At 42.4% G+C, this 25,879-nt stretch carries 28 protein-coding genes; 3 read left to right on the top strand and 25 right to left on the bottom strand.

The features are described from left to right. Positions 1-246: 246 nt before the first annotated feature. The 15 genes from rfbB to miaA form a co-directional block, all read right to left on the bottom strand. Positions 247-1,293, bottom strand: coding sequence for a dTDP-glucose 4,6-dehydratase (gene rfbB, locus AC4HAF_RS03345; protein ID WP_491091308.1), 1,047 nt, complete (start codon positions 1,291-1,293; stop codon positions 247-249). A 146-nt stretch (positions 1,294-1,439) separates the two neighbouring features. Beyond that, the gene (locus tag AC4HAF_RS03340) at positions 1,440-2,033 is read right to left on the bottom strand and encodes a dTDP-4-dehydrorhamnose 3,5-epimerase family protein (RefSeq protein ID WP_491096662.1); all 594 of its coding nucleotides are present in this window, start codon (positions 2,031-2,033) and stop codon (positions 1,440-1,442) included. After that, positions 2,033-2,902, bottom strand: a complete 870-nt coding sequence (gene rfbA, locus AC4HAF_RS03335) for a glucose-1-phosphate thymidylyltransferase RfbA (RefSeq protein WP_491096661.1) — start codon at positions 2,900-2,902, stop codon at positions 2,033-2,035. Before rfbA ends, AC4HAF_RS03340 begins: the two co-directional genes overlap by 1 nt. Before the next feature lie 61 nt (positions 2,903-2,963). Next, positions 2,964-4,067, bottom strand: a complete 1,104-nt coding sequence (locus AC4HAF_RS03330) for an NAD(P)/FAD-dependent oxidoreductase (protein WP_491096660.1) — start codon at positions 4,065-4,067, stop codon at positions 2,964-2,966. A gap of 54 nt (positions 4,068-4,121) precedes the next feature. Next, positions 4,122-4,910 (bottom strand): Nif3-like dinuclear metal center hexameric protein, encoded by a 789-nt coding sequence (locus tag AC4HAF_RS03325; RefSeq protein ID WP_491096659.1) that lies wholly within the window; start codon positions 4,908-4,910, stop codon positions 4,122-4,124. Continuing rightward, on the bottom strand, positions 4,888-5,598 hold the full coding sequence (locus AC4HAF_RS03320; RefSeq protein WP_491096658.1) for a tRNA (adenine(22)-N(1))-methyltransferase: 711 nt from the start codon (positions 5,596-5,598) through the stop codon (positions 4,888-4,890). Before AC4HAF_RS03320 ends, AC4HAF_RS03325 begins: the two co-directional genes overlap by 23 nt. Continuing rightward, positions 5,588-6,289 (bottom strand): DnaD domain-containing protein, encoded by a 702-nt coding sequence (locus tag AC4HAF_RS03315; protein WP_491096657.1) that lies wholly within the window; start codon positions 6,287-6,289, stop codon positions 5,588-5,590. Before AC4HAF_RS03315 ends, AC4HAF_RS03320 begins: the two co-directional genes overlap by 11 nt. Before the next feature lie 9 nt (positions 6,290-6,298). Then, positions 6,299-7,243, bottom strand: coding sequence for a homoserine O-acetyltransferase MetA (gene metA / locus AC4HAF_RS03310; protein ID WP_491096656.1), 945 nt, complete (start codon positions 7,241-7,243; stop codon positions 6,299-6,301). 113 nt (positions 7,244-7,356) lie between these two features. Continuing rightward, positions 7,357-7,869 (bottom strand): adenine phosphoribosyltransferase, encoded by a 513-nt coding sequence (locus tag AC4HAF_RS03305; protein ID WP_491091316.1) that lies wholly within the window; start codon positions 7,867-7,869, stop codon positions 7,357-7,359. Positions 7,870-8,088: 219 nt separating this feature from the next. Continuing rightward, positions 8,089-10,299 carry a single-stranded-DNA-specific exonuclease RecJ gene (gene recJ / locus AC4HAF_RS03300; protein ID WP_491096655.1) on the bottom strand — a complete coding sequence of 737 codons (2,211 nt, stop codon included), beginning with the start codon at positions 10,297-10,299 and terminating at the stop codon, positions 8,089-8,091. After that, positions 10,296-11,060 (bottom strand): SDR family NAD(P)-dependent oxidoreductase, encoded by a 765-nt coding sequence (locus AC4HAF_RS03295; protein ID WP_491096654.1) that lies wholly within the window; start codon positions 11,058-11,060, stop codon positions 10,296-10,298. The genes recJ and AC4HAF_RS03295 overlap by 4 nt, the downstream gene beginning before the upstream one ends. Next, positions 11,057-11,986: a ribonuclease Z gene (gene rnz / locus AC4HAF_RS03290; protein WP_491096653.1), complete on the bottom strand. Its 930-nt coding sequence runs from the start codon at positions 11,984-11,986 to the stop codon at positions 11,057-11,059. Before rnz ends, AC4HAF_RS03295 begins: the two co-directional genes overlap by 4 nt. A gap of 37 nt (positions 11,987-12,023) precedes the next feature. Then, complete coding sequence (locus AC4HAF_RS03285) at positions 12,024-12,662, bottom strand: cystathionine beta-lyase (RefSeq protein WP_491096652.1); 639 nt, start codon at positions 12,660-12,662, stop codon at positions 12,024-12,026. Beyond that, positions 12,646-13,890, bottom strand: a complete 1,245-nt coding sequence (gene hflX, locus AC4HAF_RS03280) for a GTPase HflX (protein WP_491096651.1) — start codon at positions 13,888-13,890, stop codon at positions 12,646-12,648. Before hflX ends, AC4HAF_RS03285 begins: the two co-directional genes overlap by 17 nt. Before the next feature lie 215 nt (positions 13,891-14,105). Continuing rightward, positions 14,106-15,002 carry a tRNA (adenosine(37)-N6)-dimethylallyltransferase MiaA gene (miaA, locus tag AC4HAF_RS03275; RefSeq protein WP_491096650.1) on the bottom strand — a complete coding sequence of 299 codons (897 nt, stop codon included), beginning with the start codon at positions 15,000-15,002 and terminating at the stop codon, positions 14,106-14,108. Between the two features lie 75 nt (positions 15,003-15,077). Here miaA and AC4HAF_RS03270 point away from each other — a divergent pair, with 75 nt between their 5' ends. Beyond that, on the top strand, positions 15,078-15,254 hold the full coding sequence (locus AC4HAF_RS03270; RefSeq protein WP_491096649.1) for a DUF3042 family protein: 177 nt from the start codon (positions 15,078-15,080) through the stop codon (positions 15,252-15,254). Between the two features lie 170 nt (positions 15,255-15,424). On the opposite strand, the gene hxlB is transcribed toward AC4HAF_RS03270, so the two are convergent. The 5 genes from hxlB to AC4HAF_RS03245 are packed head-to-tail and all read right to left on the bottom strand — an operon-like array spanning position 15,425 to position 18,671. Continuing rightward, on the bottom strand, positions 15,425-15,964 hold the full coding sequence (gene hxlB, locus AC4HAF_RS03265; protein WP_491096648.1) for a 6-phospho-3-hexuloisomerase: 540 nt from the start codon (positions 15,962-15,964) through the stop codon (positions 15,425-15,427). Between the two features lie 17 nt (positions 15,965-15,981). After that, positions 15,982-16,434, bottom strand: a complete 453-nt coding sequence (locus tag AC4HAF_RS03260) for a PTS sugar transporter subunit IIA (RefSeq protein WP_491096647.1) — start codon at positions 16,432-16,434, stop codon at positions 15,982-15,984. A gap of 9 nt (positions 16,435-16,443) precedes the next feature. Then, positions 16,444-16,734, bottom strand: a complete 291-nt coding sequence (locus tag AC4HAF_RS03255) for a PTS sugar transporter subunit IIB (RefSeq protein WP_012962498.1) — start codon at positions 16,732-16,734, stop codon at positions 16,444-16,446. A gap of 24 nt (positions 16,735-16,758) precedes the next feature. Next, positions 16,759-18,114: a PTS galactitol transporter subunit IIC gene (locus tag AC4HAF_RS03250; RefSeq protein ID WP_491096646.1), complete on the bottom strand. Its 1,356-nt coding sequence runs from the start codon at positions 18,112-18,114 to the stop codon at positions 16,759-16,761. A gap of 38 nt (positions 18,115-18,152) precedes the next feature. Next, the gene (locus AC4HAF_RS03245; protein WP_013643463.1) at positions 18,153-18,671 is read right to left on the bottom strand and encodes an RpiB/LacA/LacB family sugar-phosphate isomerase; all 519 of its coding nucleotides are present in this window, start codon (positions 18,669-18,671) and stop codon (positions 18,153-18,155) included. 175 nt (positions 18,672-18,846) lie between these two features. Between AC4HAF_RS03245 and AC4HAF_RS03240 the strand changes: the two genes are divergently transcribed. Both AC4HAF_RS03240 and ald read left to right on the top strand, forming a co-directional pair. Continuing rightward, positions 18,847-19,599: a DeoR/GlpR family DNA-binding transcription regulator gene (locus AC4HAF_RS03240; RefSeq protein WP_491096645.1), complete on the top strand. Its 753-nt coding sequence runs from the start codon at positions 18,847-18,849 to the stop codon at positions 19,597-19,599. 411 nt (positions 19,600-20,010) lie between these two features. After that, entirely contained in the window at positions 20,011-21,108 is a 1,098-nt protein-coding gene (gene ald / locus AC4HAF_RS03235; RefSeq protein ID WP_491096644.1) for an alanine dehydrogenase, read from the top strand. 155 nt (positions 21,109-21,263) lie between these two features. Here ald and AC4HAF_RS03230 read toward each other — a convergent pair whose 3' ends face one another. The 5 genes from AC4HAF_RS03230 to AC4HAF_RS03210 are packed head-to-tail and all read right to left on the bottom strand — an operon-like array spanning position 21,264 to position 25,844. Then, on the bottom strand, positions 21,264-21,884 hold the full coding sequence (locus AC4HAF_RS03230) for an alpha/beta fold hydrolase (protein ID WP_491096643.1): 621 nt from the start codon (positions 21,882-21,884) through the stop codon (positions 21,264-21,266). Between the two features lie 26 nt (positions 21,885-21,910). Continuing rightward, entirely contained in the window at positions 21,911-22,423 is a 513-nt protein-coding gene (locus AC4HAF_RS03225; protein ID WP_491096642.1) for a GNAT family N-acetyltransferase, read from the bottom strand. Further along, positions 22,416-23,741 carry an McrC family protein gene (locus AC4HAF_RS03220; RefSeq protein WP_491096641.1) on the bottom strand — a complete coding sequence of 442 codons (1,326 nt, stop codon included), beginning with the start codon at positions 23,739-23,741 and terminating at the stop codon, positions 22,416-22,418. The genes AC4HAF_RS03225 and AC4HAF_RS03220 overlap by 8 nt, the downstream gene beginning before the upstream one ends. Next, complete coding sequence (locus tag AC4HAF_RS03215; RefSeq protein ID WP_491096640.1) at positions 23,725-25,098, bottom strand: McrB family protein; 1,374 nt, start codon at positions 25,096-25,098, stop codon at positions 23,725-23,727. Before AC4HAF_RS03215 ends, AC4HAF_RS03220 begins: the two co-directional genes overlap by 17 nt. Before the next feature lie 11 nt (positions 25,099-25,109). After that, positions 25,110-25,844 (bottom strand): PHP domain-containing protein, encoded by a 735-nt coding sequence (locus AC4HAF_RS03210; protein ID WP_491096639.1) that lies wholly within the window; start codon positions 25,842-25,844, stop codon positions 25,110-25,112. Positions 25,845-25,879: the final 35 nt, after the last annotated feature.

Raw genomic sequence — 25,879 nt, 5'->3', positions numbered from 1 at the left:
CAGGAAAGCCTTTTTATTTTGGTCAAATTCAAGTAAATGCCTTAGTTATTGTCACCTCAGGACATACTTTCTGGAGAATTTTAAAAAAAGACAAACCTCCAAAAAGAAGTTTGTCTTCGGTCTGAAACGTGCCAGAATTTGGCACGTTTTTTATGAACTCAACTATACAAAATCCTTGTTCTGTCTACTAAAAATAGATGCGGCAAGGATTGCTTATGCTGCTTGGCGAAAAACCCAAGCAGCTTTTTAGTTAATCACTTTCTGAGTTTTAGCGTAGTTAGCTTCAACGGCTTCTTTTTCAGCTTTCCACCAGTCTTCATGCTCAGTGTACCATTTGATGGTATCTTCCAAACCTTCCTCAAAGTTGGTGAATTGCGGTTTCCAGCCGAGTTCTTCACGCAGTTTGGTCGAATCAATAGCATAGCGTAAATCATGGCCCGCACGATCCGTCACATGGTCATAAGCATCTTTGGGCTGACCCATCTTTTCAAGGATGAGTTCAAGCACTTCCTTGTTATTCTTTTCACCGTCAGCACCGATGAGGTAGGTCTCACCAATCCGTCCTTTAGTCAAAATAGCCCAGACACCTGTCGAGTGGTCGTTGGTGTGAATCCAGTCACGGACATTTTTGCCGTCACCATAGAGTTTTGGTCTGATCCCTGACAGGATATTGGTGATTTGGCGCGGAATGAATTTTTCGATGTGCTGATAAGGTCCGTAGTTGTTGGAGCAGTTGGAAATAGTTGCCTTGACACCGAATGAACGCACCCAAGCCTTAACAATCAAGTCAGAGGCTGCCTTGGTTGATGAGTAAGGTGATGAGGGGTTGTATTTGGTTTCCGGCGTGAATTTTTCACCTTCGCCTTCACCATGACCCGGCAAGTCTTCACGCAGCGGAAGGTCTCCGTAAACTTCGTCGGTAGACACGTGATGGAAACGAATATCATACTTACGGGCAGCTTCCAAGAGTGTGTAAGTGCCCACAAAGTTCGTGTAGATAAATGGCGAAGGATCTTTGAGCGAGTTGTCATTATGGCTTTCTGCCGCATAGTGGACAATGGCATCTGCTTTGGCAGCTAGTTTGTCTACTAATTCGCTATCCGCGATGTCACCGACAACCAGCTCCACACGATCACCGAGAATCTCTTCAAGGTTGGCGCGGTTTCCGGCGTAAGTGAGCTTGTCAAGGACAGTCACATGGACATCTGGATGATTATTATAAACGTAGTGTACGAAATTTGAACCGATGAAACCGGCACCGCCGGTTACGATAATGTTTTTAAATTCAGTCATGTTTTCTCCATAAGATACAAAAGGCATGAAGAAACGTAAGAAAGATAGATCTCCGACAATATATGCCTGTGCACTAGCTTTTCTTCAGCACTTTCAGCCTGTTTTGTTTTAAATTTCTTTGTATTGGGATTGTTTGGCCAGCTTTTTTACAAGTCTTCTTTTTTGAGCGGTTTAACGTCTTTCAGCAGTGGGTGATTTTTATCGGCTTCTGAGACTTCCGCTGCAGCTAAATCCTCCCACTTGATGCCAAGAGCTGGGTCTGCATAATTGACAAAAGCGTATTTGGGTTTGAGTTCCAAGGCCCAGTAGTCATTAACCAGATAGGTGTAGGCTACCTTGTCAGATAAGACTTGAAAACCATTAGCAACACCGCGGGGAACAAAAATCCCTTTTGAGGCATCAATGACTGTCTGGTAGACATTGCCAAAGGTATCACCCTCACGCAGGTCAACCCACGACCCAAGAACTTTACCTTCGTCCGCTACAGAGATATATTTATCCCACGGTTCCGCATGGAGGCCGCGCAGAACATTTTTACGGGAGAAAGAGATATTGTTTTGCAGCTTGCCCTCAGCAAAGAAACTCTCCGGAAAACCGAGCGGCAGCATTTTTTCTTTTTGGAAATTTTCCTTGAACCAGCCGCGGCTGTCCCCGTGAACAGGAATATCAAATTCGATCATCCCAGGAATTTCTTCAATTTTGCGGGCAGCTAATTCTTTTTCAAAAAAGTCTTCTGTCATTAAGCTTCTCCAATCAGACGGAGCAGATATTGTCCGTATTCATTTTTCTTGAGGGGCTGAGCGAGTTCACGTACTTGCTCTTTAGTGATATAGCCCATGCGGTAGGCGATTTCTTCGAGGTTAGCTACCTGCAGGTTTTGCATGCGCTGCACGGTTTCAATGTACTGGGCAGCCTCCAACAGGCTTTCATGGGTTCCTGTGTCCAACCATGCAAAGCCGCGCTCCATGACTTCAACAGACAAGTCTCCGCGGTCAAGATAGGCCTTGTTAACATCTGTAATTTCCAATTCCCCGCGAGGGCTCGGTTTGATGTTTTTGGCAATCTCAACGACATCGTTATCGTAGAAGTAAAGGCCTGTAACCGCATAGTGCGATTTAGGTTGTTCCGGTTTTTCCTCAATAGAAATGGCATTCATTTTGTCATCGAATTCAACCACCCCAAAGCGTTCCGGGTCCTTGACCTGATAGCCAAAAACTGTTGCTCCTTTTTCCTTGCTGGCAGCCTTTTGCAGCATACGGCTAAGACCCGGACCGTAATAAATATTATCTCCTAAAATCAGGGCTACGTTATCATCACCGATAAATTCTTCGCCAATAATAAAGGCTTGTGCGAGGCCATCCGGACTTAGCTGTTCAGCGTATGAAAGCTTAATGCCAAATTCTGAACCATCCTGAAGCAGTTCCTTAAAACGCGGCAGATCCTGCGGCGTTGAAATAATCAAAATATCTTTGATTCCCGCCAGCATCAGAGTTGAAAGCGGATAGTAAATCATTGGTTTGTCATAAACCGGCATGAGTTGCTTGGACGCAGCGCGAGTCAGTGGATACAAGCGTGTCCCAGAACCCCCTGCAAGAATAATACCCTTCATTCTAGGTCTCCTCTTTATATTTAATCACTTTACATTTTATCACTTTTTGTTAGCGGTGTCACTAACTACCCTTAATCACATATTTAGCAGGACTGTAATCGCCGGCTGGCAGATCTAAAGGCTTACCCGTCAGCATTTTGACCAGCTGATCGGCTATGAGTGGACCTGTTGTCAGACCCGAAGACCCCAGGCCGCTTGCCGTATAGATATCTGGCAGCCCGGACACTTCTCCAAAAAACGGCGCAAAATCACTGGTGTAGGCACGTGTTCCCACACGGGCGCTTGCTGAAACCGCATCTTTTAATTTTGGAAAATAAAGCTGTGCTTCTTTTTCTAACTCATCTAAACGCTCATGGTCAATGCTTAAATCAAACGCTTGATCGTTCTCATGAGTAGCACCTATACTGATCTTGCCCCCAGCAAAAGGAATAATATCCAACTCACCTTCCGGCATAATAACCGGATAATGCTCCGTTTGCAAATCTTTAAAAAAGAAATCTCTCAGCTGACCTTTTTGCGGCCTGACATCGACTTTATAACCCAGCGGCTCCAGTATTTGAGGCAGCCAGGCGCCGCAGGCGAGCAAAACGGCGTCAAAAGTCCGGCCAGAAACATCGTAAGAGCCATCAGTTTTGACTGTTAAGACAGCTTCTTCGCGGACCAGATCAGCCTGACTGGCAGCAAGAAGCGTCTGTGTCAGTTTCGCACCATCAACACGAGCCGCTCCGGAAGCATAGAGCAGATTGTTAAATCCGCTCAAATCAGCCAAGTCTCCATCAAGGTCCGTTCGCTTTTGCAGCTGCAGCTGTCCAATCAAGGCAGACTCTTTTTGCCGCTCTTTTCCTATACGATAGAGCTCTTCTAGCTTATCTTCATTTTTCTTTAGCAAGAAGACGCCTGCCTGGTCATAAAAATCAGCCGCATAACCATCTGCTTGCAAATCAGCCACTAAGATCTGATAAAAATCTGCACCCAAACGTGCCAAACGATACCAAGCTTTATTGCGGCGCTTAGAAAACCAAGGACAGATGATACCTGCAGCAGCCTTAGTAGCTTGGCCGTCACCTTGGTCAAAGACGGTTACCGAAAGGTCCTTTTCTTTAGACAAGTAATAGGCAGCTGTTGATCCTACAATCCCTGCACCGATGACAGCAACTTTTCTCATCAAAATATCCTCATGTTCAGCTTTACTCCCAACTTATTTTTTGTCAGTGTCTTCCTACAAATGGTAGAAAGGGTTGGTATTGGCCTGACTGATCAAAATCTCAATATCCCAGTTATTTTCAGACTTCCAAGTCTCAAATTTGGCAGCCAGTTTTTCAGCAAAAAGGACCTCAATATGATGACCGGGATCCAAGGCCAAAAGGCCGTTTGTCAGCATTTCCTGAGCTGTATGATAATAGATATCACCAGTGATATAGACCTGAGCCCCCTTAGCCAGCGCGTCAGGATAAAAACTCTGAGCACTGCCGCCGCAAATGGCTAAACGCGAAATGACAGGATTGTCCTCAGCATACGACACCAAGCGAATGCTGTCCAAGTGAAAAATCGTTTTGACCTTCATGGCCAAATCTTCAAACCTAATCGGTGCAATATCTCCGACACGCCCAATGCCGTAGCCGTCCTTACTTGGGCTTAAAATATCACGGTTGGTAACTCCCAGCAAATCACAAAACCAGTCATTAAGCCCATCAGGAACAATATCAATATTGGTATGGCTGACATAAACAGCAATGTCATGCTTGATTAAATCAATATAAAGCTGATTTTGCGCAGTCGCTGTCAAATCTTTTAAGGGGCGAAAGATTGGAGCGTGCTTGACAATGAGCAGATCTGCCTTTTGTTCAATAGCTTCAGCAACCGTTGCCTCGCGCACATCAAGCGCCAGCATGATGCGGCTGACGTCTTTATCCAAAGTTCCGATTTGAAGACCTGATATATCTCCTTCAAGCGACAGCTCCTGCGGACAGTAGGCCTCATAGCGTTCAATAATATGCTGTGCTTTCATCAAGCACCTCCTTAATCTGACGTATTTTCTCCGTTAGAGTCAGCCGATCCTGCTTGTTTGTCTCAGGAATTTTTTCTAGAGCCAGCTCCAATTTAAACAGCTCTTTTTGCCACCTTGCCTTAAAAACAGCAGACAATTCCTGCCGCAAAAAAGGACCAAAGCGCAAATCCGCAGCTGACAGATTCATTTGCCCCTGCTCGGCTACTATGATTTCATAGTATTTTTGCTTATCGGTCACTATCTTTTCAGCCGCGATAGCAAAACCATTGGTCATCAGCCAAAGGCGCAGCTCATCTTCGCAGTTATTGGGCTGCAGAATCAGCTGCTTTACCAAAGACAGCTTAGCCCTTCCTGCTTCTAAAATCTCTGCAATCAGCCGTCCGCCCATACCACAAATTGTAATGACATCAATGCCATCTGATTCTGTCATTGCTGCTAAACCGTCGGCCAGACGGACATCCACACGATCTGATAAACCAGCTTCAACCGCATTTTCTAAGGCAGAGCTGTAGGGACCTTCTGCCACCTCACCGGCTATGGCATAATCGATATGCCCTTTTTCCAGCAGATAAAGAGGCAGATAGGCATGGTCGCTTCCAACATCAAGAAGCCTTGCACCCTTGGGTACAAAGCCTGCAATTTCCTGTAAACGTTCGGAAAGACTGATGCCCTTCTTTTTATCTCGCATCTGAGTCACTCCATAAATTCATGGCAGACAGAAAATCATCCGAAACTGTCACATTGGCCGGATTGGCTTCTTCACGCTCCTGCCGTCTCTCTTCAACCTGACGCAGGGTCGTGATGCCTTCCCGGCGCCAATTTCTCAAAATAGCCTGAATGTAATTCCAATTCGTTTTGCCGTTAAAAACAGCTTCCCGCAGGGCTGCCCGAACAAGATCGGGATCTGTTTTGTCATCTGCAACCGTTTTTTCCAAGTCTTCCAATTCAAAGGGACTGAGGAGCCGCCCCAGCTCTCTTTCAAAATCTTCGACCAAATCTTTAAAAGCATTGCCGCCGGCAGCAGCCGGATTAAACTGGCTCATGCTCTGTTTAGGCTGTTCCAATAGGTCATCCAATTTTTTCAGCGCCAAAGTTGCATCAAAAATCACTTCACTCTCACCGTCCAGCTCAATGGTTTTCATGGCTAAGAGCTCCTGACTGATCAAGTTTGAAACACAGCGATTGACCTCGGCTACGGTCTTGCCGACTGCAGCAGCAATCTGACTGGTGGCAATTTCTTCCATATTAGTTGTATTTTGCAGATAGAAAAACTGCCAAATCAAAAAGTCTTCCGTGCTGCTGAAAATATCTTTGTAATGAAAAAGCAAGGCACTCGGCAAAACCAAGTTCCCTGATTTATAATGTTGCAAAAAGCTCATAGAACCTCCTTACAGATAGCCATAAAATGAAACATCCTTTTCCAGCTCCTCCAAGCGATAAGGAGTTTCTTGATAAACGGCATAATTAATCCAATTACTAAAGAAAGTTGCAGCAGCAAGATTCCAGCGCATTTCCGGATGAGATTGCGGGTCATCATTTCGATAATAATTGCTTGGAATCTTAGGATTTTTACCAGCCTTAATATCACGCTTATATTCGATTCCTAAGGTCTCCCGGTCATATTCCAGATGGCCGAAACTGTAAATTTCTCGCATGTCACGGCTCGACAAAATAGAAAGCCCTACCTCATCGCCGCTGGCAATCACTTCGAGATTTGTCTTATTGATGATATCCTTTAAGAGAACTTCCGTATAACGTGAATGAGGAGCAAGGAACCAATCATCAAAGCCCCTCATCAAGGGACTGTAAGGTTCTTCTACTTTCTGCCGATAGATGCCTGAAAGTTTGTCACCCATCTTAACCTTATCAACCCCATAGCGGTAGTAAAGCCCGGCCTGAGCTCCCCAGCAAAGATGCAGGGTTGAATAGACATGGGTCTTAGACCATTGAAAAACCTGACAAAGCTCTTCCCAATAGTCAACTTCTTCAAAAGGCATCGTCTCCACCGGTGCTCCCGTAATGATCAAGCCATCATAAAACGTTCCTTTGATGTCCTTTAAGGTTTTATAAAAAGTCTTCATATGTTCAGCCTGCGTATTTTTCGAATGGTGGCTGGTCATATACAAAAAATCAACATTCATCTGTAAAGGTGTATTGGCCAAGAGTCTAAGCAGCTGAGTTTCCGTTGCTACTTTGGTCGGCATCAGATTCAAAATCAAAATGCTCATGGGCCGTATATCTTGATGAATCGCCCTTTTATTATCCATGACGAAGATATTTTCAGACTTTAGAATATCCACCGCAGGTAATTTTTTATCGAGAGTAATTGGCATGAAAATATCTCCATTTCTACATAATATCTATTTTAATATTATAAAGCAGGGAGATATAGTTTTCAAATATATAATTTCTCTAGTTAGATATAGAAAACAGCTATAGCTTATCCTTAATAATGAATGAGTACCTTATAATCGTAATTGCCGATAGCCTTGCGCCCTTCAAGCTCATCAAGCTCAATCAGAAAGGCACAGCCGGCAACAATGCCTCCCAGTCTTTCAATCATTTCAATCGTTGCCTTAACAGTTCCGCCAGTTGCCAAAAGGTCATCAACAATCAAGACGCGCTGTCCCGGTTTGATAGCATCAGCATGCATCGTCAGCGTATCAATACCATACTCTTTTTCATAATTTGCTTCAATCACCTTGCGCGGGAGCTTCCCGGGCTTACGGACCGGAGCAAATCCGATACCCAGCTCATAAGCAACCGGACAGCCGACAATAAAGCCGCGTGCTTCCGGTCCTACAATCATATCAATCTTTTTGTCTGTCGCATACTGGACAATTTCACGAACAGCATAGCTATAGGCATTTCCATTAGCCATCAAGGGACTGATATCACGAAAAAGGACTCCTTCTTCCGGGTAGTTCTCAATAGTTGCAATGTAATCTTTTAAATCCATTTTCTTACTTTCTAGGGCAATCTGCCAAAAAATCTTTTACTCTTTATTATAACATATTAGCGATAAAAATAGAACTACGCATCTTCCCTCTGAAAACAGAAAAAAACTCTCCTCACGGCTTTTAGTGAATGGTGTTTTTTCACTGTCCGCTGTGAGGAGAGTCTGTCACTTTCGTTCCAGACTGATCCTGAAACTATAAGGTCAGATTAAAGGCAAGACTTAGTCTTCCTGCCCCGATGTCAGATAATCATAAATTTCCTGCGGTGTGCCCAGAGCCATCAGCTCCTGAAATTTGACAAGCCGCTTTAAGTCCTGATAAATATGACTTTCAGCAATATCCCGTTTATCAGCGTCCTTATTGACAGTCATAATACCGTCCTTTATGGTGACAAAATCCAGTTCATCAAAAATCTGGATCATCTTGACAAGGAGAATCTCAGGAATATTGAGGTAGCGGCTCAGCTCTTTCAGCTTATAGCGGACATCAAATTCAGGATACTGATAGATTGTCTTATAAAGCTTTGAAAACTGCTCCCGCGTTCCGTAACCTGTCAGATAATAGCGGTGCTTAATATTATTTTTAAAATAAATGGCCTCAAAATGACGATCGGCAAACAGTGCCAGCAGGTCCCTTTCATTTTCAGGAACTTCCAGCAGGACCACAGCCTTACTAGCCGTTTTATCATCTAAAATCGGTACTGCTTCAGGCAGAGCGCTGCTGCGCGAACGAATGTCCACCAGCTGAATGCCTTCAATCCGGGCATCTACCAGCATGAGCTGAAGACTGGTGTTGCCATTCCACTGGTTGACAGATAAGGTCACAGCCAATTCCAGATTTTGAGCCTGCTGGAATTCCTGAGCCAGTGCTCCCTGATTAAAGGCAATCAGATCAAACTCAGATGCTTCCTGAGCCAGACGAAGCTTGAGATGAGCTCCAGCTTGCCCCATCGTTCTGGCCTGCTTTACCTTAAAATCCTTTATCAGAAAAACCGGTTTAGCATTATCCATTCCAAACGGTGCCAGTTTTTCCAAGCCCTTAACCGTCTCAAGACTCAGCTGCGGCAGAGAAAGCTCTGCGTCAATCGTCAGCAGATTCTTTTGAGACAGATCGATATGGTTTTCTTCAATATAAGCTGTTAAAACCTGAGCTAAGTCGTCTAATTTGTCAGCTTTCAGAGTCATGCCGGCCGCACCGCTGTGCCCGCCAAAGGCCACAAACAAATCCCTGTGCTCATTCAAAGCAGCAAAAATATTGACCGCATCGAGACTGCGGGCGCTTCCTTTGGCCAAACCATTTTCAATGTTAAGGACAATTACCGGCTGGCTGATTTCTTCCATGATACGTCCTGCGACAATGCCTAAAACACCGGCATGCCAGCCTTCTTTGGCCAAAACCTGAGCAGGTTTTGTTTTGTCCACCATAGCCATGGCTTCATCAAAAATCGTCTGAACGATAGCTTTGCGTTCTTCATTTTTGTCATTAATCATGACCGCAATCGACCTAGCCTCATCTTCATCAAAGCCCGTCAGCAGCTCTACAGCAGGATTGGGATCGTCCAAGCGTCCCAGCGCATTGAGCTGCGGAGCTACTTTAAAACCGACAGTCTCTTCATCAATGCTGTCCGCCTGAACATCTGAGAGATCCAGCAATTCCTGCAAACCGATACGCTCAGTCTGCTTCAGCATTTCTAAGCCGTATTTAACCATGACACGGTTTTCGTCTGTCAGAGAAACCATATCAGCAATCGTTCCGATAGCCACTAAATCCAGCATTTCTACAGGAACAGACTCTAACAGAGCGCAAGCCAGTTTAAAAGCAACACCGCAGCCTGCTAAATAGTGAAAAGGATAGGCTGCATCCGGATGTTCCGGATGAATAATGGCGTAGGCATCCGGCAGCTCCTCAGGCATACTGTGGTGATCTGTAACGATGACATCGACCCCTTGTTCTTGGGCATAGGCGATCGCTTCGTTGCCGGCAACACCATTGTCTACCGTAATGATCAGCGAAATTCCCTGCTGCTCAATAAAATATTTATAAACACTTTGGTTGGGACCGTACCCGTCTGTAAAACGGTTGGGCAGATAGACTTGGCATTCTGCGCCCATCATCTCCAGTGCTTCTTTGACAATAGAACTGGATGTCATGCCATCTGCATCATAGTCGCCGTAGATTAAAATAGATTCATAATTTTCAATGGCCTGACGAATCCGCCTAACTGCTTTTCCCATATCATTTAAAAGATAAGGATCGTGAAGCTGTGACAAATCCGGGTGTAAAAACTGCTCGAGAACATCGGCTTTTTTAAGGCCGCGCCCGTAGAGAATCTGAGCTGCCGTCTGATTGAGCTTTTCTTTTTTTATCAGTTCAAAAAAGCCATCATCTGGCTTTTCTTCCTTTATTTTCCAATCAAATTTGGAGGTGATCATTTGTAATTAAATACCTTTCTGGCTAGAAAATCCGATAATCTTGGAAAAAGGATATAGGCCTTGTGTGCTGCCTTCAAGGTCCAAGGCAGGTTGAGTTCTCGTTTGTTTTGTCCCAAAAGGGCAATTATTTTTTTAGCCACATCGCTCGGCTGCAGGGTAAATTCTTCAACACTTTTCAAATAAGTACCGCTGGGATCGGCCTGATCAAAAAATTTCGTCGCAATCGGTCCGGGATTGACCGTAGTCACATAGACCCCCTTGTCTGCCAGCTCCAAGCGCAGGGCATTGGAAAAACCGATAACGGCAAATTTGGTTGCTGAGTAAATCGTTGACTTGCTTGTAGCAATCAGGCCTGCCATGCTGGCAATATTGACGATATGGCCCTTGCCTGCTTCGGCCATCTTTTGACCGACAAGACGTGAAAAATTAATGGTCGCCAACGTATTAACATCAAACATTTCTCGAATGTCACTATTTGAAAATTGATCAAAATCCTTGAACTCACCAAAACCGGCATTGTTGATAAAAATATCAATGCGTCCGAATTCTTGATAAATCGTATCAACCATAGCCTTTACAGCCTCATCATCTGTAATGTCAACCGAAAAACAGCTCACTTGCTTGCGGTGAGCATACATGGTTTCCAATTTTTCCTTGCTTCGGCCGAGCAAAACAAGCTTGTCTGTCTGAGGAAGACGCTTGATTATCCCCTCAGCGATTCCACCGGATGCTCCGGTGATTACAATAATACGTTCGTTCATAGTTTTACTTCTTCTAAGTCCCTGACAACATGGACATCTTCAAAAATTTCCTGAGCATCGCTTCTCATCTTGCTGATATCCCGCGACAAAAAGCGGGCACTGATATGATTAAGCAATAACTTCTTAGCCGAAGCAGCCTTTGCTACTTTGGCTGCTTCCATATTGGTAGAGTGGCCGTGACGCTTGGCTAATTTTTCATCTCCCTTGCCATAGGTCGACTCATGAACCAAGACATCTGCACCCAAACCCAGACGAATACTGGCATCCGTTTTGCGGGTATCTCCCAAAATTGTGATGACTTTCCCCCTTTTGGGAGCTGAAACATAATCTTTGGCAATAATCTTTGTTCCGTCTTCCAGAACAACATCATGGCCATTTTTTATTTTGCCAAACAGCGGACCAAAAGGAACACCTGCAGCAGCCAGCTTTTCAGCATCAAGCGCGCCTTCCAAGTCTTTTTGAACCACACGGTAACCCACACAAAAAATCGTGTGATCCAGCTTTTCAGCATAGACTGTGAATTTATCTGTTTCAAGAATCTTACCCAAGTGCTTATCATTAAACTCATGGAAATAAATGCGATAAGGCAGATGGGCACCTGAAGCCCGCAAACTGCTCATTACCAGTCCTTTGATCCCGACAGGGCCGTAAATATCCACATCGGTCTGTTCTTCATTGGCCTGAAAAGCACGGCTCGATAAAAAACCCGGCAGTCCAAAAACATGGTCGCCATGCAGGTGGGTGATAAAAATTTTTCTGATTTTACGCGGTTTAATTGTCGTTTCTAAAATCTGACGCTGCGTTCCTTCTCCGCAGTCAAACATCCAAATTTCATTGATTTCATCTAAAAGTTTTAAAACAAGGCTTGATACATTTCTGGCTTTAGCCGGCTGACCGGCGCCAGTTCCTAAAAATTGAATTTCCATACTGACTATACTTTCTGTTTATACTTTTCCATACTGGTTAATCTTCAATAATATAAAGCACAGCCTGATGCTGAGCATAGCTGTAATATCGCTGGCCTTGGTAGGCCTTAGCCACTTCCATGATTTCTTCCTGGTTGAAACTTGAAATCTTAACGGAACCATCTTTTAGTTTCCGGATATCAGTCAGAAGGGCTGACTTATTTTCGACTGTCTCACTCTCACTTTCTTCGATTGCTAAGGGTTTCATTTTTATCGTCTGATCGTCCATAAAAACCTTATACTGGGGAAAAATCTGGGCCAGCTCAAACAAAAGCCCATCTGTAATCGGCTCGTCCTGCTCGCTGAAAACCTGAGCAACCTCCTCTTCATTTTCATAGGCAAAACCGTAGGATTTCCCGGACAAATTAAGGCGGACAAAAGGTTTTTGCTCGTCAAAGGAAGGCTGATCAGTCAGCAGATGCAGCTGCTGACTTAAATCGAAATAATAGTCTGTTGCTGCTTGAGGCGATTGCTTTTGATAAATTTCAGCAAAATAGGCGTTAATAACACTCGGCGGCGGTGTGATAAAGGCCAGTTTATCTGCATCAGACAGAGATGCCAGTTTATTTTCTAAATAAACCTTGTCCAAGCCGGTGAACCCGCCGTACTTAAGAGCTAACTCAAGATAGTTCGACATAAAATGCTTCCAGCCTCCACTTGTTTTTTTCTGCAATGTAACCCTTAATCTCTTTACCATCCTCAACATCATAGGAATCAAGCAGAGCTATGCGGCTCAAATCATAGAGTTTATAGGCATTTTCAGCAGTTATCTTAAGAGTGAAAGGCACAAACATACTCTTTAATTTCTCCACAATAGCCTGACGTAAAATTGAGGCTCCTTCCTGAGATTTAGCCGAAAGACTGACATAAGGATACTGACTGGCCGTAAAATTTTTAACCTTGTCCATCTTATTGTAAACTACTAAACGCGGAATAGCTGACATCCCAAGATTAGACAGGATATTTAGAACAACGCGTTCATGGTTCTCATGATTAGGATCACTGGCATCAACAATATGCAGCAGCAAATCAACCTGACGGCTCTCTTCCAGCGTTGATTTAAAAGCGGCGACAAGTTCGGTCGGTAAATCCTGAATAAAGCCGACAGTGTCCGTCACTGTCGCCTGAAAACGATCATGCAGATAAATCTGCTTGGTCGTTGCATCGAGTGTTGCAAAGAGTTCGTTGGCCTCATACTGGTTCTTCTCAGTTAAAATGTTCATGATTGTTGACTTGCCGGCATTCGTGTAGCCAATCAAGCCAATCTTAAACGTCTCTGAATCCAGCCGCTTCTCACGAACAGTTTCCCGATTTTTAGCCACAGCTTTGAGCTGTTTTTCAACATCGGCAATTTGTTTGCGAATACTGCGGCGATTAAGTTCCAGCTGACTTTCACCCGGACCGCGGCTGCCGATTCCCCCAGCCTGACGGCTAAGCATAACTCCTTGTCCAGAAAGACGCGGCAGCATGTACTTGAGCTGTGCCAGATGAACCTGAAGTTTTCCTTCATGACTTCTGGCCCGCATGGCAAAGATATCCAAAATCAGCTGCATCCGGTCAATTACCTTAAGACCCAATTCAGCCTCTAAATAAGTGTTTTGACGAGGTGTCAGCTGATTATTGACAATCACGGTATCAACAGCCTCAGTTTCAATGAACTGCTTGATTTCCCGTAATTTTCCTGATCCGATAAAACTCTTGCTGTCGCAGCGTTCTCTTTTTTGAGAAAAGGAATGAATGACCTTAGCTCCTGCTGTCTGAGCGAGACTGGCCAGTTCTTCCATGGACATTTCAAAATTCTCACTATCCGGCAGGTCCACACCGACAAGAATAACACGCTCTTGTTTTTGACTGGTTTCAATCATTCATTCCTGCCCCTCGCTTTCATCCGTTTTGAAGTCTTTTCTATACCATTTAGACTAGTAATTTTAAACATTATTATATCACAGCTGCCTGGAAAAGTCAGACAATTTTGCTATTCTTTATCAGTCCTTAACGAATGTAAAACACATTTAAAGGAAGAAAAATATACCCCGAAAAAAATCCTGTTCCCCAAAGAAAGTCGCTGTGCTTCTTCATGCTAAAGCGGTGGATTTTTACCTAAAAAATCAGCCACTGCCTGATCAATTTTCTCCTTGTAATCTGCATCATTGACCCTGTAAAAATCAACTGCCATACGGTTTTTAAACCAAGTCAGCTGACGCTTGGCAAAACGCCGAGTGTTTTGCTTGATTTGAGCTGCCGCTGTTTCCAAGCTGATCTCTCCGGCAAAATAAGGGAAAAGCTCCTTGTAGCCAATGCCGCGGCTGGCCTGTGACTGAGGATAATTCTCATACAGCCATCTCGCTTCATCCAGCAGTCCCTGAGCCATCATCTGATCAACACGCCGGTTAATCCGCTCGTACAGCTTTTGGCGGTCATCGTTTAGACCAATCACTAAAAAATCATAAGGATTCTCATGATTTTGGACTCCCTGACTGAACTTGCGGAGTTCCAGTGCTCGGGTGGCACGGCGGCGGTTTGCTTCTGGCAGTTTGATGTCATACGTCTTCAGCAGACCAAAAAGCTCCTGGTCTGATAGCTCCTCCAATTCTTTGCGATAAGTGAGAACTTCATCTTGATTGACCTGACCGCCCAGATGATAACCTTCCAGCAAACTCTGCAAATACAGCCCGGTTCCTCCTACAATAATCGGCAGATGCCCGCGCTGCCTGATAGCTTCAACAGCACTCGTTGCTTCCTGAACAAAGTCAAAAGCTGAGTAGCTCTCACTGACATCACGTACATCCAGCAGATGATGCGGAACCGCTCTCTGCTCAGCTGCACTTGCTTTGGCCGTTCCAATATCCAGCTTGCGGTAAACTTGCTGACTGTCTCCGCTGATAATTTCTCCTTGATATTTTTGAGCCAACTCTATACCCAGAGCTGTTTTACCGACTGCTGTCGGACCTAAGACCACAAGTATTTTTTCTTTCATGCACTTTTTCCTTGAAAAAAACGGTAATTTTTAAGATAATAGTACTATTATAACATATTAAAAGGAGTCTTATTTATGGCTAAAAAGTATGCATTTGCTAAAGGTCTTGCGACAGGCGTTATCGGTACTGCCGCAACGGTGGCCGGAGCTGTCTTCGCTGTTAAGAAAACAATTATTGACCCAGAAGAAAAGAAAGCCGCTTTTATTGAAGAAAATCGTAAAAAAGCTGCCCGCCGCCGTGTTACTCACTAAAAGTCACATAATAAAAGAAGCTGAGACACAGGGGCTCAGCTTCTTTGCTTGTGTAATTATAATTGATTGAACGGATTCTAAATCAGCTTTTACAATCCTTTTGACATCATGCTTCACTCAGTCCTTACAACACCCATCATTGGGGCAACTAAATACTAGAAAGGAGAGTACTATTCTAAATTTGCATGACGTTTTACCATGCTTTCATTAGATTCATTTAAAATCTTCATTAATTTTAAAATAAGGATATCATATAAAACCAGACTAGATTGTTCAAATACTGAACCCATAGGTTGTTTTCCAACTTGCTCACTAGCTTTATTTTGAGCAGGAAGCACCAAAACTAAATTGGATAATCTTCCAATTGTAGATGATAAATTTGTTGTAATAAGAGCTGAATCTAACGATAACGTATTAGCTTTTTTTATCAATGAAACTAAACTATCTGTTTCTCCAGAACCAGAGCCAATAATCACTAAATCATTTGGCTGTGTGTGGGGGGAATTAATGTCTCCAACAACGCTTACTGATAATCCTAAATGCATCAACCGATTAGCAAATGCACGAATCATCAAACCTGACCTTCCCATACCTGCTAAAAAAATATGATGTGAATTTACAATTTTATTCGCCAAATCATCCAATTTCTCATCATCAATCTGATTTACCGCTTTTTCAATATCAGATAGAATAATTTGGGATTCTTCCATTTTGTCTACCTCAACTTTTAAGAATCTAGTTTTGCTTTAATTTCACTAGCTACTTCTTCAACACTATTTTTTTGGCATTGCTTAATAAATACGTCATCTTGAAAAAGAGCAATCACTTTACGTAAAACTGCAATATGCTGTTTTCCTGATGACAAAGCTAGATTAAAAACTAATGTAACGTCAACTTTTTGATTCTTATCTTCCATTAATCCAAAAGCAACTGGTTTTGATAAACGTACAACACTTACGCTATCTTCAGTCACAAAATCAGAATTACCGTGTGGCATTGCTACGCCTTGTCCACTTGCCAACGATAAACCTGTGGGAAAATCAACCTCACGGTCAATACACGCTTGAATATAGTCACTTTTAATATTATTTACTTCAAGAAGTGCTTCTCCCGCAAAACGAATTGCCGATTGATAATCGTTTACAGTTTCGTCTGCATCATTCACTACAACATAAACCATAATAAACTCCTATTTAATCATTTCACCTTTAACAGCATCAAAGATTTCATCCTCACCAATACCAGTAAGTAAACCTGCTCCAACTATAACTGGAACTGTTAAACCTTCATTTTCAAGTTTTGTAGATGAAACAACTAAATCATAGCTATTGAACTTTTCAGTTGAACAATCCATGAGAGAAGCTTTATCAACTTGAACATCAGCAATTTTTTCATCTTTTAAGAAATCTTGTAAAACTGACACCATAATTGATGATGAAGCAATACCATTTCCACAAACGACAAGAATTTTTTTAGCCATAATAATTACCTCTATTTCTATTTATTAAGCATTTTCGATTTGAGCATGTTCTTTTTTCTTAAGTAGATAGCCTACTGCAACAAGAATTGCTCCAACTAAAATATAACCAATTAATCCAATATGTGATACTGCCGCAAAGAGACCTGTAAAAGGATTAGCGGATGGGTTTAAAGAAGAATACATGACACCTTCTTTAGCGCCTGCACCAAATTTTTGGAAGACCTCATTAGTTGCTGGTGTCATCCATGATGCAATATAGAGACCGCCACCAAATAGGATTGCCGAAGTCAACCAGGTACGAATAATATTTCCCTTAAACACAGGGACCATGCATGCAATGAAGAAAACAAATTGTGATAAGTCACCCAGTGGCATGACTTTATTTCCAGGTAGAATTACTGCTAGAATGACCATTACAGGAATAAGAAGGAGGGCTGGAGCAATAACTGATGGATTACCAACAATAAGTGCCGTATCCATACCAACTGTAATTTCTCGGTCTGGGAATTTTTTAACCAATTTCTTACGCGCAGCATTTGAAAGCGGAACAAGTCCTTCCATCATGATTGAAGTCATCTTAGGAAGAAGAAGCATAACAGCTGCCAAATACATACCAAGCTGTAAACTTGAGATAATTGTTGTATAAGGGTTACTCCAATCATAACCAAATAATCCTAAAAGCACACCAAGAATAAAACCTACAACTGTTGGATCACCCAAGACTCCAAAACGTTTTTGGATAGACTCTGCGGTAACATTCCAATGACGCAAACCAGGAATATGATCATAAATCCAGTTAAACGGGTAAGCAAATAAAAGATAAGTATTAGCAACAGGGTGTGAAATGGAAACTCCTTTTGGTAACCCAAAAAATTCATTATTACGTTTTGCACCTAAATCAGCTGCAATAAGTGCCCAGACATGGAAAAGTCCTGCTGTTAAAACTCCATAAAGGAAATTACCAGAATAAACAGCCACAATTGCACCCATTGATGCATTTTGATGAAGATTAAAAACATCAACATTAACACAGTCAGTTAATTTCAAAACAAGAAGAAGAATATTAATACCAACACATAGTGGAATAATAATTGCTCCCATATTTGAACCAAATCCCATAACCGCAGTCGCAGCACCACCAACATCAATAGCACTTAAAGAAGATCCTGTCTTTTCTGCTAGTCCAGTAATGGCTGGCTCCATTTTATCTAACATGAAATTAATGACAAGAGATAAAGCAATAAAACCAATCCCAACCTTCATTGCTGATTGAATTGCTTCGGAAAGCGGTCGACGTAAAATCAGCATGAAAATCAAGAAAATTAGTGGAATAAAAATAAAATTTCCTAAATCATTAATAAAATTTGTAATAACTTCCATTTTTCTACTAGCCAGCTTATAACTAGCCTCCTCCTTTACTATTCAGGTCTAAAGCCCATGTTCCACGCGACATAATCAGGCTTTTTCAATAAACGATTATCATCAGCTTCTGCTTCCAATAAATTTTTCTTTGAATTTTCGCGAGCTGTACTAAAATCAAATGGTTCATCATACCAAGCATCTACAATCTGTTTAAGATATTCAAGACCATTGACACGGCAACCAAGACCAATAACCTGTGTATTATTACTAAGTCTTGCACGCTTTGCTGAGTAAGGATTCGTTACAGCTGTCGCTCTAATTCCCCAATGTTTATTGATTTGACAAGTAAAACCAATTCCAGTACCGCAGATGTAAATTCCTAATCGACATTTGTCACGTTGAATAACCTCAGCCATTTCATCCGCCAGAACTGCAAAAGTATTGACACCATCTTCTGGGATTTTTACAGGATCATAAACTATCTCAGCATTTTTTTCTTCGATAAGATAGTTTTTGAGAGCTTCTTTTGTTTCAAATCCCAAATCATCACAGGCAATTGCGATTTTTGTTTTCATTTGTTACCTCCTCGTAATCGCTTTCTTTTTTATATCTGTATTTTAGCATTGGTTTTGGTTGGTGTCAATAGTTTTTTATTGGTTTTTATTATTTTTTGTTGTCTTTTAAAGTAAAATACTTGTTTTTTATTGGTTTTACTATATAATTATCTTTAGAAACAAGCGAGGTTAAACTATGTTATTAGAAAAAAGACGTCAACTCATTCTTGATGAATTAAAAAATAATGGAACTGTCTATGTCAGCAAATTATCTGAACAATTTGAGGTTAGCTATGAAACAATTCGCAAAGATTTATCTTATCTGGAAAAAAAGGGACTGCTTATAAAAAGCCATGGTGGGGCTATTTTAAAACAAAATGCAATCGAATTATCTTACAACACACGTGAAAAAGAAAATACTTCTGATAAAAAAAGAATCGCCCAAAAAGCTCTTGAACTCATTCCAGACAATGCTTCAATTATCATTGGTACAGGTAGTACAACTGTTGAATTAGCTTATTTATTAGCTCAAAAATCTGGCTATAAAATTTTTACAGATTCTTTACCTGTTACAAATGCTTTGGTTAATTCAGATAATCAGCTATTCTTTTTTGGTGGAGAATTTCGTCCTAAAAGCTCATCAGTCTTCGGAGGTTGGACAATTTCACAAATAAAACAGGTCTTCGTTGATATTTGCTTCCTTGGTTCAGATGGTTTTTCAAATATTGATGGTCCTTCAAGTCCCTCTTCTTCAGATGTATCCGTTGACCAAGAAATAATAAAACAAGCTAATAAAGCTTATATCTTAGCCGACTCTAGCAAATTTGAAAGAAAAAGTCTCTATAAAATTTGTGACTGGTCAGATATTACTGCTCTAATTACAGATTCAGACGCTGATGAAGCCAAACGTTTAATTATTGAAAAAGAGACAACCGTTATTCTGGTATAACTCAAAAGAGTCTAAGACAAAACTTACCTTACTCATAATAAATGGAAGCTAGAAGCCTTGTCAGCCACCAGCCTAGCTGGTGGTTTTCTCATTTTTCTCTCCGAGAAAAACTGGCTGGAAGCCATAATCATAACCACCCGTCAAACGGGTGGTTATGATTTCCTGTGAAATATTTTCCCCAAACAAGTATTACTTCTCCTCGCCCAGTATAATCACAAGAGCTCCTCTCGTCTCTTTCATTACTGAGCTTACAGCAAACAAAAGAACAGCTGACAATGAGACTAAGAAAAGCAGATTTGGTTCGCGCAGCACAGTCACATTCCCTTTTGTTTTCAAGTGTCTTTTGATTTTTTCTTGACTATTGCCTGTCAATATGGGAAAATACTTTTATCAAATGAAAGGGGTTACAATATGATTATTGGTGTACCTAAGGAAATTAAAAACAATGAAAATCGAGTTGGTCTGACACCAGCCGGTGTGCTGACGCTCAAACAAGCCGGACACGACGTCTGGGTCGAAAAGGATGCGGGTCTTGGATCGGGTTTTACCGATGCTGAATATCAAGAACAGGGGGCTGTTATCAAAGAAAGCGCTGCTGAAGCTTGGGCAGCTGATATGGTCATCAAAGTTAAAGAGCCTTTAGAAAGTGAATACCAATTCTTCCGCTCCGGTCTTTTGCTGTTCACCTACCTGCACTTGGCACCGGCACCGGAATTGACGCAGGCTCTGATTGACGGAGATGTCATTGCCATTGGCTATGAAACTGTTGTCGACCATGGCACACTTCCGCTGCTCAATCCTATGAGTGAGGTGGCAGGACGCATGGCAACTCAGCTCGGTGCTCAGTTCTTGACCAAAATCGAAGGCGGATCAGGTATTCTGCTCGGCGGTGTTCCCGGTGTTAAAAAAGGCCATGTGGTCATCATCGGTGGCGGCAATGTCGGTGTCAATGCGGCTCAAATGGCTGTCGGACTCGGCGCCAAAGTCACTGTTATTGATGTCAATCCAAAACGCCTGGCTGAGCTGGATGCGCAGTTTGACGGCAAGGTACAGACACTCATGTCCAATCCGCTCAATATCGCAGAAAGCGTTAAAGATGCAGACCTCCTCATCGGAGCCGTTTTGATTCCGGGAGCACGCGCACCAAAACTGGTAACCAAAGACATGGTCGCACAAATGCGGGCAGGTTCTGTCATCATTGATGTCGCTGTTGACCAGGGCGGTATCATTGAGACAGCCGACCGCGTAACAACTCATGACGACCCAACCTATCTGGTTGACGGAGTGGTTCACTATGCCGTTGCCAACATGCCGGGAGCTGTCGCTCGGACATCTACGCTCGCTCTGACCAACGCTACCCTGCCTTATGCCCTTGAATTAGCTGACAAAGGCGCCGATAAAGCTGTTGCTGACAGCACAGCTCTGCGCACCGGTCTCAATATTTACCGCGGCAAAGTAACTAACAAGGCCGTAGCCGACTCGCTGGGACTTGACTATACAGACTTATAAAAAGCAGACCCTCGGGTCTGTTTTTTAGGTAATAGCGAAGCAGTTTGGCTATTCACGCTTTATCAATACTTTCAAATAAGATAAGAAGATTGGTAGACCAAATGCAGCAGTTCCACATCAAAAAGCTCTCTTCAGCTGACTGAGGAGAGTTTTTTTTAGAAAGACTGGCAATAAGAAGCAAGGACTCGGGCAAAGACTTCCGGCATTTGCCGGTTGAGTTCATGCCGGCCGCCTTTGATGATTTCCAGCCAAGCATGCTTTAACAGCGCAGCCATTTGCTTGGCTGCTTTTAAATTAGCCTTGTCCTTATCCCCACACATCAAGAGACAGGGAATGTTTGCGTTTTTAAGGCTGACAGACAAATCAAACTGGCTTAAACCGCCATAAAAGGTCAGCAAATTATCCTTATCCATGCCTCGTTTGGCAAAGAAAGCTTTCGGTATCAGCTTAGACAAAAAAAGCTGCAGTTTATAGATTTTATTGCCAGCCAATTTGTACTGACCTGCTGACGAAACAAGCGCAATCATGTGCCGCGGTGGATTTTCCAAGAAAGACAGAGCCAGCATAGCGCCCAGCGACAAACCAACCAAAACAAAATCTTCGTGAATGGCCGTCAATTTTTGATCGACCCGCTTGTGCAACTCTTCAAAAGTATCCGGCAGCCGACCATCCGTAAATAAGTCTAAGGCCAGGCAATCATAGTCAGGCAGGGCTGCAATCACTTCGTCCCAAGATGAAGCATCTTGACCCAGGCCATGCAGAAATACTAATTTCATACCTTATGCTCCTTAGTCACATCTATTCAGTAACGCTTCATCATATCACCTGTAGTCTCATCCAGACGGCTGTCTTCATAGACCCCGCCATTAGCCAAAATCGTGCGTTCAGAGCCAGTATTCCCGTCTGCACAGGTCAGCAAAACCTTTTCAATGCCCAATTTCTTAGCTTCTGACAGCGCCAAACGCAATTGCTCTTTGGCATAGCCTTTCTGACGTTCATCAGGCCGAATGGAATAACCAATGTGTCCTGAAACATTAAGCAAGCCTAAACTATTGAGATAATGTCTGACATTGCAAATGCCAACCATCCGCTTATCGGACGGGCGAATGCAGAGAAAAGCCGTTGCTGTCCACCCCTCTTCTGCCGGTTTATCCTTTGACAGCTTTTCTAAGTAGACCAACCAGTCAGACATCCGATCAAATCTATCAAGACCCGCTCCGCCATGCATGTGCTCATCTCTAAAGGCTTCCTTGTAAGCCAGTAACTCCTCTTCCCAGTCAAGACTAGGACGGATTAAGATTAGGTTTTCAGTCATTAGTTTGCTCGCTTTCGTTTAAAGTTTTAATGGTTTCTTGAAAAGAAACTTCGTTTGCTTGGATTTGATGGACAAAGTCTGCATAGCTAACAGTGGTTTGGGGAATCAAGAGAGACCATTTTTTCAAAATTCCACCGTAACCTGCAAGCTTTCCAATATAATTAACAACTTCTCTTTCAGTACTTGGAAATAGCAAGCCAGCCACCTTAGCTTCTAAAACATAAGTATAACTAATCAACTGGAATAGATCCTCTCGGACAATCCCCTTCGCAGTCGTTTCCAATTTTTTATATTTAGCATCTAAAATGATACTTAACTCGCGGCTATAAAAGTCTGGATAAACTGTTCTTGTCCTGTCAGAAAAAACAGAAATACCACCCGTACTAGCCTTATTCTGCGGATGCTCAAATTCCTTTCCAAGCAAGGTTCCCAGATATTCTTCCCAGAGCCAGGCGACATCAAAAAGAAGACCGTAGATTTTTTGGTGGGATTGATCCAAGCCATGCTTTTCTTGACGCAAAATCATCAGGCAAAGCCGCTGTAAAGTCCGATATTCATGATAGTAAGCATGACGGATAGGTTTATTTTGATTTTCTCTGATGATCTTAGCCCTATCTGAAAATCGATAACTGGGTGTTACCCGTACAATTTCAGCTACATTTTCCTTAACTGAAGATGAGCTGGACAAAAGCGCTCTGCCATTGGGAACAGTATGCTGAATAAAGGCAATGGTGTGGCGAACCAGCTGCATGAGGACATTATCAAAGGAAAATTCCCTAGTTGAATAAGCTGTTTTCCCTGTAAAAGGTGTGTTCTGCTTAATATGTCTGGCAACTGCTATTGTCCCCTTGATATGACTGTCATTGTAGAAAAAGCGCTGGTATTCCTTATAAAGCCCCTTACGCAAGGCTGCCTCAAGATATTTGGGAAAGAGATAGACTAATAGCTGGTACCAGCTGTCTTCCTGAGACAGGCCGACATCAAGACTAGTCAGATTGAGCTGCAGTACCTTTTGCAGCATGTAATGCAAGAAATAGTCATCATCTCCAGTAGCAAAACGCGAATGAATGCTCAAGCGCTCCTCCCCACAGCCCAGAAAACCGATAATATTTTGCGTTTTAATCCGATCATTGACTGTCTCCAGCACTTTACCATCTTTTTCCAAATCAAGAGAATCCAGCAAATCATGCGGGAAAATAAAGAGATTGTCCTCTTGGGAAAGACTTTCCAGCGTTCTATCCAACAATTTTTCTGACAGCCGAGGATAAGAAGCTTCAAATTCAGACCTAGCTACTGAATTATTATCCGTCAGTCTCATCTGACTCTTCCTTTTCTATTAAGTTGTAAGCATTTTCTAGCTCTTTCAGCTTTTCTACCTCATCATAGGAACCGCGTAGGTAATCCTCTAAAAGTGGTTCTACGTAATCTGACCAAAGCTCTGCTGTAGTTACTTCTTCCTTATCTAAATCCATAAAGTAAGATGGACCGATTTGATAATGCCGCCCAAGTTCCTCATTACTTTCAATAGCAGCATTCAATCGTCTTAATCTACCTTTAACCTCTTCATCACTAAGCATCTCATCTGCCCTATCCTCTGCCGTCACCTCGACAAACCTGAAACGTCGGCGCATAGCAAAATCAAAAGTATCAACCGAGCGATCAATATCATTCATGGTACCAATGATATAGACATTTTCAGGAATATAAAATTTCTCATCCGTTTCATGTAAATTAGCATATTGGGTTGATACTGAACCCTTCTCCCCACGGTAACTCGGATCAATAGCGAAAAACAACTCTCCAAAAATTTTGGAAATCTCCCCGCGATTGATTTCATCAATGATGAAGACGAAGTTTTTGTTTAGATCTTCTCTTGCTTTCTTACAGAATTCCTTAAAAATCCCATCCCGCAGTTCAAAACCGATACTCCCATCTCCATTTGAAACAGGACGCAGACCCTCCACAAAATCCGTATAATCATAAGACGGATGGAATTGGACAAAACCAATTTGGTCATCATTTCCGCCAGTCAGCTCCTCAGCAATCTGCCTAGCAAGATAAGTTTTCCCAGTCCCCGGCGCACCGCGGAGGATGAGGTTTTTGGATTGTCTCAGAACCCGAGCGTATTTACTATCGTTGTAACTAGGCTGTGGTTCTTCTATTATATTATGATTTTTAGATATCAATGTACGATAGATTTCGCTTTCTTTAATATTCATATACTGATCAAAAAAACTTATTAAAGCATCATTCGGGACATTCTCATCATTCAGATCAAAATCATTTATCTTAGCGTCTATGCCCGTTTTATGGTCAACTTTATTTGAATCCCAAATTACAATACTTACTTTATCAATAGTTTTTGAATTAAATGTAAACCGTAAATTAGCCCATAAATTATTGTCAATATAATAGTCGATATAAGGTACTGTTGATGATCCCTTTTTGGTTGGACCATAAGAAGACCCAGATTTCAAATGAATGTCAAACCATTTATTATCAATTCTTACTTTATCAATTTTCATATTTTTACTTGATTCAAGTTTATAATTATCTTTCTCAAAACTATCAGGAGACAAATGTGGAGACCTATCGCTACCTCCCTTAATATTAATGTTTGCCTGTTCTACAAATCTCCTAAGTAAATTCTTGAATTCATTATATTTATCTGACATCTTGATTTCTCCTATACTATCTCCTCTTCCCCTACCCTATTTTCTTCCAATATTTCTTGGATGCGGTCGAATTTGAGGCGGAAGTGTTCGAGTTGGTGGCCGTCGGAGCCGATGGAGTATTTGCGGCAGCCTAAGTTTTTGACTAAGCCAAGAGCGTAGCGGTAAAGGTCTTCGTGTCCGTAGAGGTACATGGATTTGCTGTTGAGCTCAAAGGCAAGGTTATAATCTATCATTTTTTGGAAAATACGGATGAGCTGGGGTTCATAGGTCTTTAATTCATCAACCGTCACATCAAAGAGGCGGAAACCATAGTCGAAATGCGCCAGCACATCAGCTTCTACGCGTCCGACGGCATATTCCAGCTTGTCCAGATACTCTTGGATAACGGCATGCTTGTCCATATCTGCCACTTCGTCATCCAGATAGTCGTTGACACCGTTGTGGTGGACAGAAAGGAGCTTGAGGTCATAGTCTTTGTCTTTTAGGAAGCTGATGAGGTCAGCTTCGCGGGGTTGATAGTAGCCAATCTCAATGCCTTTTTTAATGCGGTTGCCGTACTTAGCATTCAGCTTTGCTATTTCCTTAGAATAAGCCTCATAGTCGGGCACGTCATCCTGCTTGGTGTAAGGATTTGAGAGGTCATAGTGCTCGGTTGTTACAAGCTCTCCCTGATAGTTTTCAAGATAATCTTCAAAACGAGCCTTGGAGTCATAGGAAAAATGGGTGTGTAAATGGTTGTCGCGCATGGTATGCCTCCTTCTTTCTCCTTTATTATACACTA

The organism is Streptococcus sp. ELY_90, assembly GCF_058314475.1.
The sequence above is the reverse complement of the archived record's forward strand: the minus strand, read 5'-3'. Positions and strand labels throughout refer to the sequence as shown.

Bases quoted from the DNA above. Each gene is read 5' to 3' on its own strand.
- rfbB (WP_491091308.1), bottom strand. From the start codon at position 1,293: ATGACTGAATTTAAAAACATTATCGTAACCGGCGGTGCCGGTTTCATC.
- AC4HAF_RS03340 (WP_491096662.1), bottom strand. From the start codon at position 2,033: ATGACAGAAGACTTTTTTGAAAAAGAATTAGCTGCCCGCAAAATTGAA.
- rfbA (WP_491096661.1), bottom strand. From the start codon at position 2,902: ATGAAGGGTATTATTCTTGCAGGGGGTTCTGGGACACGCTTGTATCCA.
- AC4HAF_RS03330 (WP_491096660.1), bottom strand. From the start codon at position 4,067: ATGAGAAAAGTTGCTGTCATCGGTGCAGGGATTGTAGGATCAACAGCT.
- AC4HAF_RS03325 (WP_491096659.1), bottom strand. From the start codon at position 4,910: ATGAAAGCACAGCATATTATTGAACGCTATGAGGCCTACTGTCCGCAG.
- AC4HAF_RS03320 (WP_491096658.1), bottom strand. From the start codon at position 5,598: ATGCGAGATAAAAAGAAGGGCATCAGTCTTTCCGAACGTTTACAGGAA.
- AC4HAF_RS03315 (WP_491096657.1), bottom strand. From the start codon at position 6,289: ATGAGCTTTTTGCAACATTATAAATCAGGGAACTTGGTTTTGCCGAGT.
- metA (WP_491096656.1), bottom strand. From the start codon at position 7,243: ATGCCAATTACTCTCGATAAAAAATTACCTGCGGTGGATATTCTAAAG.
- AC4HAF_RS03305 (WP_491091316.1), bottom strand. From the start codon at position 7,869: ATGGATTTAAAAGATTACATTGCAACTATTGAGAACTACCCGGAAGAA.
- recJ (WP_491096655.1), bottom strand. From the start codon at position 10,299: ATGATCACCTCCAAATTTGATTGGAAAATAAAGGAAGAAAAGCCAGAT.
- AC4HAF_RS03295 (WP_491096654.1), bottom strand. From the start codon at position 11,060: ATGAACGAACGTATTATTGTAATCACCGGAGCATCCGGTGGAATCGCT.
- rnz (WP_491096653.1), bottom strand. From the start codon at position 11,986: ATGGAAATTCAATTTTTAGGAACTGGCGCCGGTCAGCCGGCTAAAGCC.
- AC4HAF_RS03285 (WP_491096652.1), bottom strand. From the start codon at position 12,662: ATGTCGAACTATCTTGAGTTAGCTCTTAAGTACGGCGGGTTCACCGGC.
- hflX (WP_491096651.1), bottom strand. From the start codon at position 13,890: ATGATTGAAACCAGTCAAAAACAAGAGCGTGTTATTCTTGTCGGTGTG.
- miaA (WP_491096650.1), bottom strand. From the start codon at position 15,002: ATGAAAGAAAAAATACTTGTGGTCTTAGGTCCGACAGCAGTCGGTAAA.
- AC4HAF_RS03270 (WP_491096649.1), top strand. From the start codon at position 15,078: ATGGCTAAAAAGTATGCATTTGCTAAAGGTCTTGCGACAGGCGTTATC.
- hxlB (WP_491096648.1), bottom strand. From the start codon at position 15,964: ATGGAAGAATCCCAAATTATTCTATCTGATATTGAAAAAGCGGTAAAT.
- AC4HAF_RS03260 (WP_491096647.1), bottom strand. From the start codon at position 16,434: ATGGTTTATGTTGTAGTGAATGATGCAGACGAAACTGTAAACGATTAT.
- AC4HAF_RS03255 (WP_012962498.1), bottom strand. From the start codon at position 16,734: ATGGCTAAAAAAATTCTTGTCGTTTGTGGAAATGGTATTGCTTCATCA.
- AC4HAF_RS03250 (WP_491096646.1), bottom strand. From the start codon at position 18,114: ATGGAAGTTATTACAAATTTTATTAATGATTTAGGAAATTTTATTTTT.
- AC4HAF_RS03245 (WP_013643463.1), bottom strand. From the start codon at position 18,671: ATGAAAACAAAAATCGCAATTGCCTGTGATGATTTGGGATTTGAAACA.
- AC4HAF_RS03240 (WP_491096645.1), top strand. From the start codon at position 18,847: ATGTTATTAGAAAAAAGACGTCAACTCATTCTTGATGAATTAAAAAAT.
- ald (WP_491096644.1), top strand. From the start codon at position 20,011: ATGATTATTGGTGTACCTAAGGAAATTAAAAACAATGAAAATCGAGTT.
- AC4HAF_RS03230 (WP_491096643.1), bottom strand. From the start codon at position 21,884: ATGAAATTAGTATTTCTGCATGGCCTGGGTCAAGATGCTTCATCTTGG.
- AC4HAF_RS03225 (WP_491096642.1), bottom strand. From the start codon at position 22,423: ATGACTGAAAACCTAATCTTAATCCGTCCTAGTCTTGACTGGGAAGAG.
- AC4HAF_RS03220 (WP_491096641.1), bottom strand. From the start codon at position 23,741: ATGAGACTGACGGATAATAATTCAGTAGCTAGGTCTGAATTTGAAGCT.
- AC4HAF_RS03215 (WP_491096640.1), bottom strand. From the start codon at position 25,098: ATGTCAGATAAATATAATGAATTCAAGAATTTACTTAGGAGATTTGTA.
- AC4HAF_RS03210 (WP_491096639.1), bottom strand. From the start codon at position 25,844: ATGCGCGACAACCATTTACACACCCATTTTTCCTATGACTCCAAGGCT.